The 18,354-nt window shown below is 63.8% G+C and carries 21 protein-coding genes; 11 read left to right on the top strand and 10 right to left on the bottom strand.

All coding sequences use genetic code 11. The features are described from left to right. Positions 1 to 36 precede the first annotated feature (36 nt). The 4 genes from ALVIN_RS12540 (at position 37) to ALVIN_RS12530 (ending at position 3,087) form a co-directional block, all read left to right on the top strand. The gene (locus ALVIN_RS12540; RefSeq protein ID WP_012971692.1) at positions 37 to 699 is read left to right on the top strand and encodes a response regulator; all 663 of its coding nucleotides are present in this window, start codon (positions 37 to 39) and stop codon (positions 697 to 699) included. A 16-nt stretch (positions 700 to 715) separates the two neighbouring features. Further along, positions 716 to 1,564, top strand: coding sequence for a sensor histidine kinase (locus ALVIN_RS12535; protein WP_043795660.1), 849 nt, complete (start codon positions 716 to 718; stop codon positions 1,562 to 1,564). Between the two features lie 137 nt (positions 1,565 to 1,701). Then, positions 1,702 to 1,863 carry a transporter substrate-binding domain-containing protein gene (locus ALVIN_RS17650; protein WP_263053323.1) on the top strand — a complete coding sequence of 54 codons (162 nt, stop codon included), beginning with the start codon at positions 1,702 to 1,704 and terminating at the stop codon, positions 1,861 to 1,863. A gap of 156 nt (positions 1,864 to 2,019) precedes the next feature. After that, positions 2,020 to 3,087, top strand: coding sequence for an HD domain-containing phosphohydrolase (locus ALVIN_RS12530; RefSeq protein ID WP_012971691.1), 1,068 nt, complete (start codon positions 2,020 to 2,022; stop codon positions 3,085 to 3,087). 69 nt (positions 3,088 to 3,156) lie between these two features. On the opposite strand, the gene sthA is transcribed toward ALVIN_RS12530, so the two are convergent. From sthA to nth, 4 genes are all read right to left on the bottom strand, one after another. Then, a complete protein-coding gene (sthA, locus tag ALVIN_RS12525; RefSeq protein ID WP_012971690.1) occupies positions 3,157 to 4,554 on the bottom strand; it encodes a Si-specific NAD(P)(+) transhydrogenase in 1,398 nt (465 codons plus the stop codon). A gap of 79 nt (positions 4,555 to 4,633) precedes the next feature. Next, a complete protein-coding gene (locus ALVIN_RS12520; protein ID WP_012971689.1) occupies positions 4,634 to 5,065 on the bottom strand; it encodes a host attachment protein in 432 nt (143 codons plus the stop codon). Positions 5,066 to 5,256: 191 nt separating this feature from the next. Further along, a complete protein-coding gene (locus ALVIN_RS12515; protein ID WP_012971688.1) occupies positions 5,257 to 5,691 on the bottom strand; it encodes a DUF1841 family protein in 435 nt (144 codons plus the stop codon). Positions 5,692 to 5,713: 22 nt separating this feature from the next. Continuing rightward, entirely contained in the window at positions 5,714 to 6,352 is a 639-nt protein-coding gene (nth, locus tag ALVIN_RS12510) for an endonuclease III (protein WP_012971687.1), read from the bottom strand. Positions 6,353 to 6,460: 108 nt separating this feature from the next. Here nth and ALVIN_RS12505 point away from each other — a divergent pair, with 108 nt between their 5' ends. Genes ALVIN_RS12505 through ALVIN_RS12495 form a run of 3 tightly spaced genes read left to right on the top strand, consistent with a single transcriptional unit; the run spans position 6,461 to position 8,409 of the window. Next, positions 6,461 to 7,249, top strand: coding sequence for a lytic transglycosylase domain-containing protein (locus ALVIN_RS12505; protein WP_012971686.1), 789 nt, complete (start codon positions 6,461 to 6,463; stop codon positions 7,247 to 7,249). Between the two features lie 18 nt (positions 7,250 to 7,267). Next, positions 7,268 to 7,714, top strand: a complete 447-nt coding sequence (locus ALVIN_RS12500) for a hypothetical protein (protein WP_012971685.1) — start codon at positions 7,268 to 7,270, stop codon at positions 7,712 to 7,714. A 17-nt stretch (positions 7,715 to 7,731) separates the two neighbouring features. Then, on the top strand, positions 7,732 to 8,409 hold the full coding sequence (locus tag ALVIN_RS12495; RefSeq protein ID WP_012971684.1) for an OmpA family protein: 678 nt from the start codon (positions 7,732 to 7,734) through the stop codon (positions 8,407 to 8,409). A 52-nt stretch (positions 8,410 to 8,461) separates the two neighbouring features. Here the strand turns inward: ALVIN_RS12495 and cydX are convergent, their stop codons facing one another. From cydX to ALVIN_RS12465, 6 genes are all read right to left on the bottom strand, one after another. Further along, a complete protein-coding gene (gene cydX, locus ALVIN_RS17190) occupies positions 8,462 to 8,581 on the bottom strand; it encodes a cytochrome bd-I oxidase subunit CydX (RefSeq protein ID WP_012971683.1) in 120 nt (39 codons plus the stop codon). Positions 8,582 to 8,662: 81 nt separating this feature from the next. Continuing rightward, positions 8,663 to 9,805: a cytochrome d ubiquinol oxidase subunit II gene (cydB, locus tag ALVIN_RS12485; RefSeq protein WP_012971682.1), complete on the bottom strand. Its 1,143-nt coding sequence runs from the start codon at positions 9,803 to 9,805 to the stop codon at positions 8,663 to 8,665. Positions 9,806 to 9,820: 15 nt separating this feature from the next. Further along, positions 9,821 to 11,425, bottom strand: a complete 1,605-nt coding sequence (locus tag ALVIN_RS12480) for a cytochrome ubiquinol oxidase subunit I (RefSeq protein ID WP_012971681.1) — start codon at positions 11,423 to 11,425, stop codon at positions 9,821 to 9,823. Between the two features lie 198 nt (positions 11,426 to 11,623). Next, positions 11,624 to 12,052: a NifB/NifX family molybdenum-iron cluster-binding protein gene (locus ALVIN_RS12475; RefSeq protein ID WP_012971680.1), complete on the bottom strand. Its 429-nt coding sequence runs from the start codon at positions 12,050 to 12,052 to the stop codon at positions 11,624 to 11,626. A 42-nt stretch (positions 12,053 to 12,094) separates the two neighbouring features. After that, a complete protein-coding gene (locus ALVIN_RS12470; RefSeq protein ID WP_012971679.1) occupies positions 12,095 to 12,502 on the bottom strand; it encodes a DUF6858 family protein in 408 nt (135 codons plus the stop codon). Positions 12,503 to 12,614: 112 nt separating this feature from the next. Further along, positions 12,615 to 13,322 carry a Crp/Fnr family transcriptional regulator gene (locus ALVIN_RS12465; RefSeq protein WP_012971678.1) on the bottom strand — a complete coding sequence of 236 codons (708 nt, stop codon included), beginning with the start codon at positions 13,320 to 13,322 and terminating at the stop codon, positions 12,615 to 12,617. A gap of 275 nt (positions 13,323 to 13,597) precedes the next feature. On the opposite strand from ALVIN_RS12465, the gene ALVIN_RS12460 reads away from it, so the two are divergent. From ALVIN_RS12460 to ALVIN_RS12445, 4 genes are all read left to right on the top strand, one after another. Further along, positions 13,598 to 15,499, top strand: a complete 1,902-nt coding sequence (locus tag ALVIN_RS12460; RefSeq protein WP_012971677.1) for an ATP-binding cassette domain-containing protein — start codon at positions 13,598 to 13,600, stop codon at positions 15,497 to 15,499. 49 nt (positions 15,500 to 15,548) lie between these two features. Then, positions 15,549 to 16,394 carry a hypothetical protein gene (locus ALVIN_RS12455; protein WP_012971676.1) on the top strand — a complete coding sequence of 282 codons (846 nt, stop codon included), beginning with the start codon at positions 15,549 to 15,551 and terminating at the stop codon, positions 16,392 to 16,394. 108 nt (positions 16,395 to 16,502) lie between these two features. Further along, positions 16,503 to 17,576, top strand: coding sequence for a homoserine O-succinyltransferase MetA (gene metA, locus ALVIN_RS12450; RefSeq protein WP_012971675.1), 1,074 nt, complete (start codon positions 16,503 to 16,505; stop codon positions 17,574 to 17,576). Positions 17,577 to 17,989: 413 nt separating this feature from the next. After that, positions 17,990 to 18,265, top strand: a complete 276-nt coding sequence (locus tag ALVIN_RS12445; RefSeq protein WP_012971674.1) for a hypothetical protein — start codon at positions 17,990 to 17,992, stop codon at positions 18,263 to 18,265. Positions 18,266 to 18,354 lie beyond the last annotated feature (89 nt).

Genomic DNA, 18,354 nt, shown 5'->3' with positions numbered 1-18,354 from the left:
TGTGGCGCTTCAAGCTACCATGAGTTCCCTACCAAGATGAAACAGATGCGCTCGTTGACCACGGGTGAGATCGCCGATTATTGCGGGGTCAACCTGCGTACCGTGATCCGCTGGATCGAAAAGGGTCATCTCCCGGCCTACAAACTGCCGGGGCGGGGCAACAATCGCGTGCGGTTGATCGATTTCCTGAGTTTCATCGACCGTCATGGTATGCCGCTGCCCGAGGCGCTGCATGGTTATGGTAATCGCGTGCTGGTGGTGGAGGACGATCGGCGCATGGCCGAGAGCATTGCGCGCCTCCTGCGTGCGAGTGGCTATGAGGTCCGGGTGGCACTGGATGGTTTTCAGGCCGGTGACACACTACGAGCCTTTTTGCCGGCGTTGATGATTCTGGATCTGCGGATGCCCGGACTCGACGGTTTCCAGGTTCTGGACTATGTACGCCAGGATTCGGAGCTGGCGCGACTGAAGATCCTGGCTCTGTCCTCGCTTCCCGACGAGCGGCTGCAACAGGCCGTTGCGGCCGGTGCCGACGATGCCTTGTCCAAGCCATTCGAGGCGGCGGAACTGATACGCCGGATCGAGGCGCTGCTACCGAATCGATCGCTGCCGCTCGCGGCTCGGGCCGATCAGGCGCTCGCCCACGAACCGCCCGTCGGCGACGAACCCTCACTCCAGCCCGCGCACGCCAAGGCGTAATACAGGCCCGACATCGATGAACGACGATCAAGAAATGCGCCGTCTGCACCAGCAGATCGACGAGACACGCACGCAACTCCTCCATTCGAGCAAGATGGCCGCGCTCGGGACGCTGACGGCCGGCGTGGCGCACGAGCTGAACAATCCCATCGGTTTCGTCAAAAACAACCTGGTGATGCTGGAGGAATATCTCCAGGTGCTGCTGCCGGTGCTGCAAGTGGTCGCGGACATGCTCCCGGCGGACAAGGGCGGGGACGGCGCGCTTGGCGAGCATCTGGAGCAGGCGCTCGCCGGGGAGGATCTCAGACCGATCCTCGACGACATCGTGCCCTTGATCACGGACACGCGCGACGGTGTGCAGCGCCTTGGGGAGATCGTGGCCAGTCTGCGCAGCTTCGCCCGGGTCGACGGACCCGAGGCCGAGCCGTTCGACCTCAATCAGTGTGTGCGCGACACCCTCAAGGTGGCGGTGAACGAGCTGAAGTATCGGGCGAATGTCTTTCAGTCGCTCGAAGAGATTCCGTGGCTCGACGGCCAGCCCGGCGAGATCAATCAGGTCATCCTGAATCTGCTCCTCAATGCCGCCCAGTCGATCAGCACCTTCGGCGAGATCCACATCAGCACCCGATGTGTCGGCGATGAGGTGTGTCTGAGTGTTGCAGACAATGGGGCGGGAATACTGGCGGAGCATTTCGAACAGGTGTTCAACCCCTTTTTCACCACCAAGCCGGCCGGCCAGGGCACGGGGCTGGGACTCTCGATCAGTCGTGACATCATCCGCACCCATGGTGGACGTATCGAGGTCAGCAGCACGCCGGGCGAGGGCAGTGAATTTAGGGTGTTCCTGCCACGGCCGCGCGAGTAAACCGATGTCCGCGACGTCTGATTCCGGTGTGAACTTCGTCACCGGGCTCGGTGACGGCCTGGATGTCGAACTGGTCAAGGGCTTTGCCGAGCATCTGGGGCCGCGCTACGAATTCATCCCCACGACCTGGACAGCGGATGGGAGCCGGGTTTCGCAAAGACTCGCCCAAGCTTCGGGAGGCGTTCAACGACTATCTGGAGCAGACCCGTCGGGATGGAACCTACAGCCGCATGGTCCAGAAGTATTATCCGACCGTGTTCACCTGTTTCGAGGACTTCTTCACCGCCAATAATCCCTAGCGAATCGTCGGTGATCCGGCCGCGACCATGGAATTCGCCAAGTCGAGGATTCTGATCTACACGACGCAGTGCCAGCCAGGGCTGTCTCGACAAAGACTATCTGTGCGCCATCGGCTGTCTGGACCAGCTCCCGAACTGGAGAGGACTCAGCACATCATGAATCTCGATCAAAATCTCTTCGACGCCGAGATCCTCATCGTCGACGACGAGCGTCCCAACATCCTGTTGCTGGAGCGCCTGCTCAAGGCGAGCGGTTACAGTCGCATCCGCGGCACCGACGATCCGCGCCGGGTCAGGGATCTGCTCGGTGAGCGGGACACGGACATCGTGCTCCTCGATTTGCGCATGCCGTACATGGATGGCTTTCAGATCATGGAAGCCATCCAGTCCACTGTGGAAGCCGGTGACGATTATCTCCCGGTGCTGATGCTGACGGCCGAGCACGATCCAAGGATCAAGCTCCGCGCCCTGGAATTAGGCGCGACCGATTTCCTGCTCAAACCCTTCGATCGGGCCGAGGTCGCCAGCCGTGTCCGCAACATCCTGCAGGTTCGGCTACTCAACAAGCGCGTCCGTCAGCAGAACGCCGAACTGGAGTCCAAGGTGCGCGAGCGCACCCGAGAGTTGGACGAGACGCGGCTCGAGATCATCCGCCGGCTCGGACTCGCCGCCGAGTATCGCGACAACGAGACCGGCCTGCACATCGTGCGCATGAGCCTCTTCGCGCAGGCCATCGCCCTGCGCCACGGCCTGTCCCCGGAGCAGGCCGAACTGCTCATGAACGCCGCACCCATGCATGACATCGGCAAGATCGGTATCCCGGACCGGGTGCTGCTGAAAAAGGACAAGCTGGACTCCGATGAATGGCACATCATGCGCCGTCACACCACGATCGGCGCGCAGATGCTCTCGGGTCATTCGTCGCCGCTGCTGCGGATGGCCGCCGACATCGCCCTGTCGCACCATGAGCGCTGGGACGGCGGCGGTTATCCGCAAGGGCTGTCGGGGGAGTCGATCTCTCTGGAGGCGCGGATCGTGGCCGTGGCGGACGTCTTCGACGCACTCCTCGCCGAACGCCCCTACAAGAAGGCCTGGCCGGAACACGAAGCGATCGCCGAGATCGAGCGGCTGGCGGGCCACCAGTTCGATCCGGCCGTGGTCGAGAGCTTCCTGTCGGCGCTACCGGAGCTGCGTGAGATCCGGGCGCGTTATCAGGATTCATGACTCGCGGTCTGTTGCGAGGTCCGGGATGGACCGACGGCCGTGGCCGCGACTTCGCAACGACCGCTCGATTCAGAACAGTCGGTTGAGTCCGTTGAGCGCCGCGACCCGATAAGCTTCAGCCATGGTCGGATAGTTGAAGGTCGTCTCGGTGAAGTAGCGAAGGCTGTTGGCGGCGCCGGGCTGAGACATGATGGCCTGGCCGATGTGCACGATCTCGGCGGCCTGCTCACCGAAGCAGTGGATGCCGAGGATCTCCAGGGTCTCGCGATGGAACAGCAGCTTGAGCATGCCGACCGTGTGTCCGGTGATCTGGGCGCGGGCGATGCTCTTGAAGTCGGCCTGGGCGACCTCGTAGGGGATCTGGGCGGCGGTCAGCTCGCGCTCGGTGCGTCCGACCGAACTGATCTCGGGCACGGTGTAGATGCCGGTGGGGAATTCCTCGATCAACGACCAGTCGCAGTGGCCATCGGCGATATGGGCGCCGACGAAGCGCCCCTGGTCATAGCTGGCGCTGGCCAGCGCCGGTGGTCCGGCGACGTCGCCGACGGCATAGATGTGGGGCAGGGCGGTCTGGTAGCTGGCGTTGACGTCGAGCTGACCGCGCGCGTTGGGTGTCAGACCGATCTCCTCCAGCCCCATGTCCTGGGTATTGCCGGTGCGCCCGTTGGCCCAGAGCAGGATGTCGGTCTTGAACTTCTTGCCCGATGTGCAGTGCAGGACCACCCCGCTGTCGCTGGTCTCGATCCGCGCGTGGGTCTCGTCGTGGCGGATGATGACACCCTGCTGGCGCAGGTGATAGCTCAGGGCGTCGGTGATCTCGTCGTCGAGATAGGACAGCAGCCGGTCGCGGGTGTTGACCAGATTCACCTTCACGTCGAGCGCGGCAAAGATGGACGCGTATTCACAGCCGATGACACCGGCGCCATAGATGGTGATCGAGCGCGGCGTGTGACTGAGCGCCAGGACCGTGTCGCTGTCGCGCACGCGCGGATGCTCGAAATCGACCTCGGGCGGGCGATAGGGGCGCGAGCCGGTGGCGACGACGAAATGTTCCGCGCGCAGTTCGAGCCGGGTGCCGCCGGGGCGCTCCACCGAGAGGCGGTTGGGATCGATGAAACGGGCGCGGCCGAAGATCACCTCGACCCGGTTGCGTCTGTAGTAGCGATAGCGGGTGCGGACCTGGGCGTCGATGACGCCGTCGGCCGCGCGCAGCAGGTCCGGAAACTCGGCCTCGATCTGGTGCTGGGTGTGCTGGAACAGCGGGTTGCGCCTGTAGTCGGCGAGCATCTGGATCGAGTGGCGCAGCGCCTTGCTGGGGATGGTGCCCCAGTGGGTGCAGCCGCCGCCGACGGCCTGGTGCGCCTCGACGACGGCCACGCGCTGACCGGCCTTGGCCAGCTTCATGGCGGCGCCCTCGCCGCCGGGTCCGGTGCCGATCACGATGGTGTCGAATTCGCGCTTGGCCATGCGTTCGTCTTCTCTCTGGATTCAATCGGGCGTGCCACGCGGGCACCTCAGTTGCCCGCGTGGCTACGGGGCGGGTGATTTAGAGGAAATCCGGCAGATGCCGGCGGATCGCCTCGGGTGTCTGGGTGGTCAGGTTCTTGTCGAGTTCGCCCGCGACGAGCTGGCGCAGTGGCGCCGAGAGCTGCTTGCGCAGCAGTCCGAGCAGGGCGGGCGAGGCGATGATGTAGAGCTTGCCGAAGCGTCCCTGATTGCGCGCGGCCTCCAGGTCGTCGCGGATCAGACTGGCGAAGCGCTCGGCGTTCTCCTGCTTGTGTCCTTCCTCGCCATTGACGCCGTGGGCGCCGGCACCAAGTGCCTGACCGCGTCCGGCCTTGTCAGTGGTCAGATCGCCTTCGTGAAGCCGGCCCTCGGGAAAGGCCAGGGTACTGATCTCGATGAGTGGGTCAGCGGGCTTTTCCGCGGCGAAGAGGCGTGCGCGGCTGTTGTCCGCGACCAGGATCCAAGTGGGCATGGGTCATCTTCCTCGTGCGTTGGGCCCAGCCGTGCAACGGGCCGGGACGTGGCTCGAACGGGGTGACTCGGATCGAGTCCGGCTCGACTCGGGCGAGAGCCGGTCGACCTACCGTTCCCCCCGCCCCTGAGTGTAACAGGGGAGGCGGGCTGTGTGGACGCCCCGCTCGGGACGCGATGGGTGCCGGCCGTCTAGCCTTGGCGTTCCAGACGGGCGATGCAGTCGAGATAGCCCACTTCGTCGAAGGGCAGGCGATGGTGCTGGACGCGCCAGATCGACTCGGCCAGACACTCCATGATCGCGTGCTCGACCTGATGCGGATCGCCGAGTCGGGCGAGCAGACGCTGATAGCTGTCACGGATTCCGCGCGGCTGATCGATACTGAGCTGTTCGAGGATGGCCAGATGCAGCCCCAGATGCAGAAAGGGATTGGTCTGGCCCAGTTCGGGCGGAAAGTCCTGGTCGAGCGCGCGCTCGCCGTCCTCCAGGAAGGGTAGATATTCCGGGTGACGGCGCATGAGTTCGACGAGCTGGGATTCGAGCGGCTCCAGCGGCTCCTGGGCATTGGCCTTGCGCCAGGCTTCGAGAAAGATCTGACGGTGTGTCTGTCGGTCGGTGCTGAACATGGTCTCGGGCGCTGGATGGGACTCAGTTGGATGGGGTCTTGTCCGGATAGTCGCACAGATCGGCGATGAGGCATTGCGGGCAGCGCGGTTTGCGCGCGGTGCAGACATAGCGTCCATGCAGGATCAGCCAGTGATGGGCATCATGCAGGAATTCGCCCGGAACCTGATCCAGAAGCCCCTGTTCGACCGCCAGCGGCGTCTTGCCCGGCGCCAGTCCGGTGCGGTTGGCGACCCGGAAGATATGGGTGTCGACCGCCATGGTCGGCTCGCCGAAGGCGGTGTTGAGGATGACGTTGGCGGTCTTGCGTCCGACACCGGGCAATGACTCCAGGGCCGCCCGATCGCGTGGCACCGCGCCGCCGTGCCGCTCGATCAGGAGCGCGCAGGTCTGGAGGATGTGGCGCGCCTTGGTGTTGAACAGACCGATGGCGCGGATGTGCGCCTTGAGTCCGTCCTCGCCGAGCGCCAAGATCGCCTCGGGTGTGTCGGCGTGTGCGAAGAGTCCGGCCGTGGCCTGGTTGACGCTCCTGTCGGTGGCCTGGGCCGAGAGCATCACGGCGATCAGCAGCTCGAAGGGGGTGCGATAGACCAGCTCGGTTCTGGGGGTCGGATTGGCGTTGCGCAGACGAGCGAAGATTTGATGGCGTTTATCGGCATTCATGGTTGCATTGTATGCGTGACTGTCGTTTGATGCGTCATCATCGGCTCGACTCGTCCTGTCGACTGCCATCTCCCACACGCCCTGAGGGCCGGGTTTCTCGTGCAACTGATGAAGCAAAAATCGATTGCCCGCTGTTCGTTCGCACTGCTCGTGCTTCTGGTTCCGCTGTCCGTTTTCGCCGAGACTGAAGCTGTGACCGAGGCCAGCGCCGATTCGGCGGCTCCAGGCGCGGTCGAACCCGTGCGTCCGGCCCGGCCGACGCCGCCGAACCGGCCGCGCCCGAGCCGTGCCGAGGTCCAGGCCATGATCCCGGAGGTGGCACGCCGTCATGGCGTCGAGGAGGCGCTGGTGCGTGCCGTGGTGGCCGCCGAGTCGAACTACGATGCCCATGCCGTCTCGCCGGTCGGGGCCGTGGGCCTGATGCAGCTCATGCCGCCGACCGCCGCCGACTATGGCGTCACCTCGGTGGAGGCGCTGTTCGATCCCCGGATCAATCTCAATACCGGCACGCGCCATCTCAAGCGTCTGCTGCGCAAGTACAGCGACGACTACGGGCGCGTCATCATGGCCTACAATGCCGGCGAGGGCGTTGTCGATCGCACCAACAGCCGCGTCACCTATCTGGAGACGCTCAACTATACCGAGGCCGTCATCCGTCACTATCGGCGCCATGGCGGGACGGCGCCCACTCAGGCCGCGCTCGCCCAGGTGCAGACACTGCGCGGGGTGCGCAACACCGGACAGGCCCGGCGTCTGTTGAAAAAATATCTCGACCCATCACTCTTGTCACTCAAGGTCAAGCCGACGCTGGATGTGCGCTATCTCAATCCGGCCCTCCACGACGTCGGCCCCGAGAGCAAGCCCATGTTCGAACTGGATACGACCGTCATTCGCTGAAGCTGCTGAAATCAGGGTATGAATCCAACGCTCCAAAAACTGCGCCAGATCGCTCAGGACAGCACCCTGAGCGCCGAGGACAACTTCATCCGGCGGCGCGAACTCCATGCCTCCTGCTCGGAGCTGGCCGCCCCCCTGGTTCGCGCCTTCCGGGACGTCGAGGGCGAGTTCGTGCGCATCTCGGTGCTCAGCCGTATCTGGCCCGACGACTATGATCGTCGTGACGATCGGGTGGCCGGACTGCTGATCACCTGGATCGGTCCCGAATCGGCCCCGCAGGGGCTGAAGCTGGCCGTACCCAATGGATCGCTCACCTTCGAGGTGATGCTCAAGCGCGACGGTTCGGCGGTCTTCGCCTGCGTGCGCGACACGCTCGGACAGCGCCCCGCGATCATGGACTTCGCCAACCGCGACGACTGGCTGGAATTCTTCTACAAATCCATCGCCGATCTGGTCGAACTTTAATCAAGAGGAGCAACCGCATGACTCGACTGAACGCCAGAACACTGGTTCTCTCCGGCGTGACCGCCGCGCTCATCTCCGGCTGTGCCGCCGATGGTTCGGGCCTGACCGAGACCGGACGTGGCGCGGCCATCGGTACCACGGCGGGCGCGGCGACCGGCGCCATCATCGGCTCGCTGAGCGGTGACGCAGGCAAGGGGGCGCTGATCGGTGCCGTGGGCGGTGCCCTGCTGGGCACCATGGTCGGTTCCTACATGGAGGAGCAGCAACGCGACTTCGAGCGCCAGCTCGCCCCTGAGATCGCCAGCGGCGTCATCCGGGTGCAGAAGCTGCCCGATCATCAGTTGCTCGTCGGCATGACGGGCGCGACCGCGTTCGAGGTCGACTCCGATCGCATTCAGCCGGGTTTCTACAGCACGCTCGAAAAGATCTCGGCGATCGTGCGCAAGTACGGCAAGACTCAGCTCGCCGTCTCGGGTCATACCGACAGCACGGGCGCGGCGGCCTACAATCAGACGCTCTCGGAGCGGCGTGCCGCTTCGGTCGGGTACTACCTGGAGCGTAGCGGCGTGCTGCCGCAGCGTATCTATTCGGCCGGCTATGGCATGAACCAGCCCATCGCCAGCAATGCAACCGAGGACGGGCGGCGTCTCAACCGCCGGGTCGACATCCTCATCATGCCGATCACTCAGGGGTGATGGGCGGCGGATAGACACGAAAAACGCGGCTTCGGCCGCGTTTTTCGTCAGATCAGGTTGGACAGTCGTCGTCGGCCGTGCTGCGGCACTGATCGGACTCATACCAGAGCACATTGATGATGCCGAAGGCCAGCGCCAGCAGGACGCCGAGTATCCAGGAGAAGTACCACATGGCTCGTTCCTCGATGAATCAACGGATGGCTTGAACCTGCCGCCGGAATCCCAATGAGATCCGGCGACAGGGGATGGCCGTTCAATAGGCCAGATGATCCTGCGACCGGATCTCCTCGACCGTCACCCGCCGCCACATCTTGGCATAGGTCCAGGTGGTGTAGGCCAGGATCAGCGGCACGAAGATCACCGCCGCCCAGAACATCACCGTCAGCGTCAGATGGCTCGACACCGCGTCCCAGGCGATCAGGCTGCTGTTGGGATTGGTGCTCGATGGCATGATGAAGGGGAACATGGCCGCGCCGGCGGTGACGATGATCCCGGTCAGCCCCAGACTGCTGGCGACCAGCCCCCAGCCGGGCCGGTTCGACATCGAAGCCAGCACGGCCAGCCCCATGCCCGCGAAGCCGAGTAGCGGGAACAGCAGTGTCCAGGGGTGAGCGGCGTAGTTGGCCAGCCAGGCGCCACCGTCGCGTACCACCTCCTTGGTCAGCGGATTGGGCACGGCATCCAGCGCCGGCATCGAGACCACCGTGTAGCCGTCCACGCCGATCGTCAGCCATACCCCGGCCAGCGCGAAGGCGACGATGGTCGCCAGTCCCGCCTTCTTCGCGACCACCTTGGCCCGACCCGAGATCGGCTCGGCGGTGCGCAGTTGCAGCCAGATGGCCCCGTGCATGACCAGCATCCCGAGACTGATCAGCCCGGCCAGCAGCGCGAACGGATTGAGCAGCCCGAAGAAGCTGCCGCTGTAGTAAGGCCGCAGCAGGTCGTCGAGATGGAAGGGCACGCCCTGGAGCAGGTTGCCGAAGGCGATGCCGAACACCAGCGCCGGCACCGCGCCGCCGACGAACAGCCCCCAGTCCCAGGCATTGCGCCAGCGCGGATCGGCGATCTTGCTGCGGTAATCGAACCCGACCGGCCGGAAGAAGAGCGCGAACAACGCCAGCAGCATCGCGAAGTAGAAGCCCGAGAAGGCCGTGGCATAGACCAGCGGCCAGGCGGCGAAGATGGCCCCGCCGGCCGTGATCAGCCACACCTGATTGCCGTCCCAGTGCGGGCCGACGGTGTTGATGATGACGCGCCGCTCCTCGTCGTTCTGACCGAGGAAGGGCAGCAGGGCGCCGACGCCCATGTCCAGCCCGTCGGTGACGGCGAAGCCGATGAAGAGCACACCGACCAACACCCACCAGACAAACTTCAGCGTTTCATAGTCGAGGATCATGATCGAGTCTCCCTCCTAATCGAGCGGTTTCTGCGGAGCCGTGGCCGGGGTCATGCCGCCTGCGTGGCCGGTGTCGCGCTCGTGATGATAGCGGCCGGTGTGCAGCGAACTCGGCCCCAGGCGCGCGAACTTGAACATCAGATACATCTCGATGATGAACAGCAGGGTATAGAAGAGGATGAAGCCCGAGAGGCTGATGAGGATGTCGTTGGCCGTCAGGCTGGAGACGGCGATCGAGGTCGGCAGCACCTCGCCGATGGCCCAGGGCTGTCGCCCGAACTCGGCGACGAACCAGCCGGTCTCGGCCGCGATCCAGGGCGCCGGGATGCTGTAGAGAAAAAGTCGCAGCAACCAGCGTTTCTCCTCGATGACGCGCTTGGCGTTGAAGTAAAAACCCAGCACCAGCAGCACCAGCATCCAGACCCCAGCCCCGACCATGATCCTGAAGGTCCAGAACAAGGGAGCGACTTCGGGGATGGAGTCCTTGACCGCCAGCTGGATCTGCTCCTCGGTCGCCTCGGCCGGATTCTCGGTATAGCGCTTGAGCAGCAGGCCATAGCCGAGGTCTTTCTTGTGTTCCTCGAAGACGGCGCGGTTGCCGGGCGTGTCCTCGCCACCACGCAGACGCTCCAGATACTGATAGGCGATCATGCCGCTGCGGATGCGCACCTCGTGCTCGCGCATCAGATCCTTCAGCCCCGCTACCTCGGTGTCGAGCGAACGGGTGGCGATGAGTCCCAGCAGCCAGGGCACCTTGACCGCGTTGTGCGTTTCCTCGTCCTCGTTGCTCGGGTTGCCGTAGATCGTGAAGGCGGCGGGGGCCGGTTCGGTGTGCCATTCGGCCTCGATCGCGGCGAGCTTCACCTTCTGTACGTCGCCGACCTCGTAGCCGGACTCGTCGCCGAGCAGGATGACCGAGAGGATGGAGGCCAGACCGAAGCCGACCGCGACCGAGAAGGATCGCTTGGCGAAGGCCAGATCCCGTCCCTTGAGCATGTACCAGGCGCTGATGCCGAGCACGAACATGGAGGCGGTCACATAGCCGGCGGCAACCGTGTGCACGAACTTGACCTGAGCGACCGGATTGAGCAGCAGCTCGGTGAAGCTGGTCATCTCCATGCGCATGGTCTCGTAGCTGAACTCCGAGCCGACCGGATTCTGCATCCAGCCGTTGGCGACCAGGATCCACAGCGCCGAGAGGTTGGAGCCGAGCGCGGTCAGGAAGGTGACGGTCAGATGCTGGCGCTTGGAGAGCCGCTCCCAGCCAAGGAAGAACAGTCCGATGAAGGTCGACTCCAGGAAGAAGGCCATCAGACCCTCAATGGCCAGGGGCGCGCCGAAGACATCGCCGACGTAGTGGCTGTAATAGGCCCAGTTGGTCCCGAACTGAAACTCCATGGTCAGGCCGGTGGTGACACCCAGGGCGAAGTTGATGCCGAAGAGCTTGCCCCAGAACTTGGTCATGTCCCGGTAGATCTCGCGGCCGGTCATGACATAGACGCTCTCCATGATCACCAGGATCCAGGAGAGTCCGAGCGTCAGTGGAACGAAGAGAAAGTGGTACATCGCCGTGATGGCGAATTGCCATCGCGAGAGTTCGACCATGGTACTGTCGAGCATGAGCGAGTCTCCTGAAGTCCGGGACCAGGTGTCACGGAGGGTTGCTACCTCGGCACTTGGCTCGCCGGGTCGGGAGATCCTCGGCGAGCCGCGCCAGCGGCAAGAGACTAAACCGGATCGCGCTTATCGGAAATGATCTGAGTCAGGTTGTCGCTCGACGGGGCCGCTTTACGCGGATGTGGGGGCGGGTGAGCGGATTTACTTCAGAGACCCGACCTGGAGTCGAACCTGAGCGCGTTCCGTGCTGGAGGCGTGGCCATGGCCGTGTCCGTGGGCGTGATCGTCGTCGTGCGGAGCCGGTGTCGCAAGCGTTCGACCGGCGGCGAGATCGGCTGCGGCGCTCATGGGATCCGTGGCGCTGGTGGCATGGACGGCGATGCCGTGGCGGGCCAGACGGGTCCGGAACCCCTGGCCGGCGCTCTGGGTCAGGATGGCATCGAGTCCGAGTGTGAACAGCGGATGGTCGTCGCCGTGATGATCGTGCAGTGACAAGCCGGCGGGCAGATCCAGGCGCTCGACCTCGACCGGTTCGCCCTGGCCATCGGCCTCCAGGATGAGAAAGCGCCGGGTCTTACCGGCATGTCCGGTGATGGTGCGGAAATTCTGACTGGTGACGGCGATGCGCATACTGGTTTCCGAAGTTGATGGATGGAGGATATCGCGTCGCGCTCAGGCCGCTTCGCACTGGCTCTTGCACAAACCCATGGCCCAGTCCTCCATGACGGCGTTGGCCACCGGCATGGGCGTTTCCATGAAGGTGATCAGAAACCCCTGATCCGTCTCGGCGATCCCGATCGAACGCGGTCGGCAGGCCAGCAGTTCGGGCTTTGGCAGCGAGATGCCGAAGCAGAACACCAGATTCCTGGCCGCGCGGATGCCCTCGCCGATGTGTCCTTCGGGCAGTGACTGGGTATGAGCGTAGTGGTCGAACTCGGCGATGAAGACCGCGCTACGATGCGACTCGATGCAGGCGCGGAAATAGCCGCAGATGGCCTCGACCGAATCGAATGGCGTCTCCTCGCGCCCGATCTCCAGTGAGTAGATGGGATATTCGGCGAATGAGAGTGATGTTTTCATCGGGCGTGGAGATCCTGGCCATGGGCGACGGAATGGCGCAAGCGTAACCTTGAGATCAGGCGCAACGCATTGAAATTAGTCAAACTCAGCGGACCGGCGAGCACGCCTCGCCTCAATCCTCCGCCAGCCGTCGCAGATTGGGGATGTCGAGCAGGAAGAGATTGGGCGCCGTCTCCACCAGCAGCCCCTGACGCTTGAACTCGGCGATGGTGCGGCTGGCCGTCTCGGTGGTGACGCCGAGCATGGCGCCCATGTCCTCACGGCTGAAGAGCGGGCACTCGCTGGTCTCGCGGTCGCGCACCAGACGCAGCAGCAGTCGGGCCACGCGCTGGCGCGCCGAGCCGGTCGAGAGTTCGGTCAGCCAGGCATCGGCCTCGGTCAGGGCGCGCTGCCAGCGGGCCATGAGCTCGTGGTGCAGGGTCGGGTTGACGCGCCCGAGTTCGCGCACCAGACGCGCCGGGAAACGACAGACCTCAGTGGGATGCAGCGCGATGGCGTCGTGCTGATAGCGATCGTCGAGCAGTGACTCCAGACCCAGCACATCGGTGGAGCGGGCGACGCGAACGATGCGCTGGCTGCCGTCCGGCAGATATTGAACCAGCTTCAGCATCCCGGAACGGATGGTGAACAGGTACTCGCCTGTGTCGCCCGCCAGATAGAGATGCGCGCCCGGCTTGAGCGTGAACTGATCGATCGGCTCATGGATGTGTTCGAAGTCCGCTTCCTGCAGGCCGGAGAAGAGCACCGAGGTCCGTAGCGCGCAATTGAGGCAATTGGCCTCGCCGGACCAGGCCTCACGGAGAGAGACTGTTTTCGTCATCGGTAGCGATGGACTCCTAATCGGTCCGCGTCCACGGGAGCGCGGCTCACTGCCTGGGGTCTGTCTCCATCCGCGCCGGATTCATCTCGAATCGACGCGGTTGGAGCGATCGAAGTTAGAATATTACTCGAAGTCGGTGATCCAGGCGGCCCTGGCGTGTCATTGATAAAGCGCAATCGAGTGCCTGTGTCGCCGTTGGCTCGCTACGCGGTCGCGATATGGGCACCGGCGCCTGCTCCGACAACATTCATCCTCCGTGATTCCCTGGAAAACGCATGACCCTGCTCAGTCTCGATTCGATCGGTCTCTCCTACGGCCTGCCGCCCCTGCTCGACGAGGTCTCCTTCGCCATCGAGCGCGGCGAGCGGATCTGTCTGATCGGGCGCAATGGGGCGGGCAAGTCCACACTGCTGCGGATCGTCGCCGGGGATGTCCAGCCCGACAGCGGTCGGGTGCACGCCGGTCAGGGGTTGCGGATCGGGCGGCTGGCGCAGGAGGTGCCGGGGGATGTCGATGCCAGCGTCTTCGAGGTGGTCGCCGCCGGACTCGGCGAGCTGGGGGCCCTGGTGCACGAATATTTCACCCGCTCGCACGCGCTCGGCGCGGACGCGAGCGAGCAGGATCTGGCGCGGCTGGCCGAACTCCAGCATCAGTTGGAGGATCAGGGCGGCTGGGAGATCGAGCAACGCACCGAGCGCGTCATCTCGCGGCTCGGACTCGATGCCGAGGCGCAACTCAAATCGCTCTCGGGCGGGATGCAGCGGCGGGTGATGCTGGCGCGGGCCCTGGTGGTGGAGCCGGATCTGCTGCTGCTCGACGAGCCGACCAACCATCTCGACATCGACAGCATCGCCTGGCTGGAAGAGTTTCTGGTCGGTTTTCAGGGCGCACTGCTGTTCATCACCCACGACCGGCGCTTCTTGCAGCGGGTCGCCACGCGCATCCTGGAACTCGATCGCGGCCGGCTGACCGACTGGCCGGGCGATTACGCCAACTATCTGCGCCGGCGCGAGGAACGGCTGCATGCTGAGGCGCAGGCCAATGCGCACTTCGACCGCAAGCTCGCGGAGGAAGAGGTCTGGATCCGGCAGGGCATCAAGGCGCGGCGCACCCGCAACGAGGGTCGGGTGCGCGCGCTCGAATCCATGCGCGATGAGCGTCGTGAGCGGCGCGAACTCCAGGGTTCGGCGCGCATCCGGCTGAGCGAGTCGGATCGCTCGGGCAAGCTGGTGGTCGAGGCCGAAGGCGTGACGCACCGCTGGGGCGACAAGACCGTCATCCGTGATTTCTCGACGCTCATCCTGCGCGGCGACAAGATCGGCATCATCGGACCCAATGGCGCGGGCAAGAGCACGTTGCTCAAGCTCCTGCTCGGCGAGCTGGAACCGCAACAGGGGCGTATCCAGCGCGGCTCCAATCTCCAGATCGCCTATTTCGACCAGATGCGCGCCCAACTCGATCCCGAGAAGAGTGTGCGCGACAACGTCGCTGGCGGCAGCGATCAGGTCGAGATCGAAGGCGCCAGCCGTCACGTGCTGTCCTATCTCAAAGACTTCCTGTTCACGCCGGAGCGCGCGCGCCAGCCGGTCAAGGCACTCTCGGGCGGCGAGCGCAATCGACTGCTGCTGGCCAAGCTCTTCACCCGTCCGGCCAATCTGCTGGTGCTCGACGAGCCGACCAATGATCTCGACACCGAGACGCTGGAACTCCTGGAAGAACTGCTGCTGAACTACTCGGGGACGCTGCTGCTGGTCAGCCATGACCGCGCGTTGCTCGACAATGTCGTCACCGGCACGCTCGTGTTCGAGGGCGATGGCATCGTGCGCGACTATGTCGGCGGCTATGAGGATTGGCTCAGGCAACGTCCGCGTCCGGTCGAACCGGCCCCGGCGCCCAAATCGAGCGCGCCCGCGACTCAGGCGGCCGAACCCAAGTCCAAACCCAAGCGCACCAGCGACAAGCTCAGCTTCAAGGAGACGCGCGAACTGGCCGAACTGCCGGAGCGTATCGAGTCGCTTGAGCAGGAGCAGGGCGCTCTGCACGCACGTCTGGCCGATCCGGCGCTCTATCAGGGCGACGGCGCCGAGGTCGTGACCGTCAAGGCGCGTCTGGAGACCGTCGACGCCGAGCTGGAAGCGGCCTATGCGCGTTGGGAGGCACTGGCCGCGCGCGAGTGAGGCACCTGATCGAAGAACATCCACATCCATCCATTTCGGAGTAGATCCATTGAAATTCACGGTCGATGAATTCCGCGCCTGGAAGCGTAAATGCGTGACCCTGCTCGGCATGTCCGGGGTCGGCAAGACCCATCTCTCGGGCCTGCTGCGCCGTCACGACTGGTTCCATTATTCGGGCGACTACCGCATCGGCACCCGTTATTTGGACGAGCCGATCCTGGATCTGATCAAGTCGCGCGCCATGCGCGATCCCTTCCTGCGCGATCTGCTGCGCCGCGACTGGATCACCATCCGCAATGTCATCAAGATCAATGATCTCGGGCCGGTGCTGAGCTTCATCGGCAAGCTCGGCAATCCGGAGCAGGGCGGACTGCCGCTCGACGAGTTTAGCCGTCGTCAGGCGCTCTATCGCGAGGCCGAGATCGCGGCCATGTTCGATCTGCCCGAGTTCGTGCGCAAGGCCCAGGAGGTCTATGGCTACGCCCATCTGGTCAACGATGTCGGCGGCAGCCTGTGCGAGCTCGAAGAGCCGCGTGTCATCGACATGCTCGCCCGGCATAGTCTGATCCTCTACATCCGCGTGCCCGAGGCCGACGAGATCAAGCTCATCGAGCGCGCCCAGGCCGATCCCAAGCCGCTCTACTATCGACCTGAGTTCCTGCAAACGGCGGTCAAGGACTATCTGGAACTGCGCCAACTCGACTATGTGGCCCAGATCGAGCCGGACGATTTCACGCGCTGGGTCTTCCCGCGTCTGTTCCACTCGCGTGTGCCGCGCTATGAGGCCATCGCCCAGCCGCACGGCTATACCGTCTCCTCGGAAGACGTGGCCCAGGTGCGCGACGAGGCCGACTTCCTCGCCCTGGTCGAGTCGGCCATCGCGCGGAGTGCTTGAAAACGGACGGGATCGACAGAATCGTTGCTGAACCTACAGGACCGGGTGCCGAGCGATCCTGTCGAACCGAGCGCTGTGAATGACTGCCACTGACTGAACGCCGCTGTTATGCCCATCGTCGCCCACAATGACCTGCCCACCTTCGCCCGGTTGCGCGAGGAGGGGCAGCAGATCCTCGACCCGGATTTCGCGCTCCATCAGGACATCCGCGAACTGCACATCGGCCTGCTCAACATGATGCCGGACGCGGCCCTGGCGGCGACCGAGCGCCAGTTCTTCCGCCTGATCGGAGAGAGCAACCAGATCGCGCAGTTCTACGTGCATCCCTTCACGCTCAAGGAGCTGGAGCGCGGCCCCGAGGCGCGCGCTCATGTCGAACGCTACTACCAGTCGTTCGACCAGATCCGCGCCGATGGCCTGGATGCACTCATCATCACCGGCGCCAACGTCACCGGGCCGGATCTGGCGCTGGAGCCGTTCTGGGAGCCGCTGATCGAGGTGGTCGACTGGGCCTACGACAACGTCTGTTCGACGCTCTGCTCCTGTCTGGCGACCCATGCGGTGATGCAGTTCCGCTATGGCGAGCGGCGCCGCCGTCTGCCGGCCAAGCGCTGGGGGGTGTTTCCGCATCGGGTGCTGGCGCGCACCCATCCGCTGGTGGCCGACGTCAATACCTGCTTCGATGTGCCGCATTCGCGTTTCAACGACATCAGTCACGCGCAGTTCGTCGGAGCCGGTCTGCATGTACTGGTCGAGAGCGAGGAGGCGGGGGTGCATCTGGCTGTCAGTCCGGACGGCTTCCGGCAGGTGTTCTTCCAGGGGCATCCCGAGTACGACACCATTTCATTGCTCAAGGAATACAAGCGTGAGGTCGGGCGCTTCGCCGCCGGCGCGCGGTCCGACTATCCGCCGTTTCCGGACAACTACTTCGGTCTCCAGACGCGGGCCATCCTCAATGAGCATCGTGAGTGCGTCATCCGGGCGCTCGACCAGGGCCGGAAACCACCTGAGCTGCCGGAACGGCTCATCGCCGCCGCGCTGCACAACACCTGGCACGACACGGCCGAGGGCGTCATCGGCAACTGGATGGGGCTGATCTATCAGATCACGCATCATGATCGTCGTCAGACGTTCATGGCGGGCATCGATCCGAATGATCCGCTCGGGCTGTGTTGCGGCTGAGTCGTGCGTGATGTCTGTGAGATTTTTGCCACGGAAAGCGTTCGCCAGGCCCATGTCGAGCATCCGCATCTGTGTTGGCGTCGCTTTCCTTACTGTTGAACAGCCTGATTTGTTGTAAAAATAAATCACCTATTTCCATGGGGCGAGCATCTTGGCAAATTCCGCACAGTGCGCTCTGAATTTCAAAATGGCCTAACAGATCACGTTTTTTGCACAAATTCCGGACCGACGGCGGTTGTTGGTTGTTGCATCCATGTACTAGAATGAAGTTACAGATTGCTGTATGCGGCTGAAATGACACAATCGCTGTTGCGGGTATGACTCGATTTCAGCTCGACGAACCCCGGCGCATGGTTCGCTCGTGTATGGCAGCAGTCATCTTCATACATTTATCTCTCGACGAAGGCCAGGACATGTTTGAATCCAATCAAAATACGATCCGCTACAAGTGGGATCCCGAGACCTCCACCGGCTATCAGTTACGCTTCGACGCCGAGGGAGCGGCCAAGGGCGGTCACTACTGCTTTCATGTCGAGGACTGGAATTGCCGCACCGTCACCAGCGAGTGGCCCTGCCAGGATCTGACCGAGGCGCTGGAAGTCCTGAATCATTTCTTCACCGTCGACGTCCAGCAGGAGCGTGAGCGTCTGAGCGCTTGGCTGCCCGCCGAGTACCGCGCCGCCGCCTGATTCCATCGCCTCCGCTTCCTCCGCTCGAAACAGGCCGCCGCGTGCGGCCTTTTCATTGCGCGCTCGAAATACTGAGTATTGAGCCGGTT

The organism is Allochromatium vinosum DSM 180 (genome assembly GCF_000025485.1).
GTDB classification, from domain to species: Bacteria; Pseudomonadota; Gammaproteobacteria; order Chromatiales; family Chromatiaceae; genus Thermochromatium; species Thermochromatium vinosum.
Note: the sequence above shows the minus strand (reverse complement) of the source record. Positions and strands in the feature narration are given on the sequence as shown.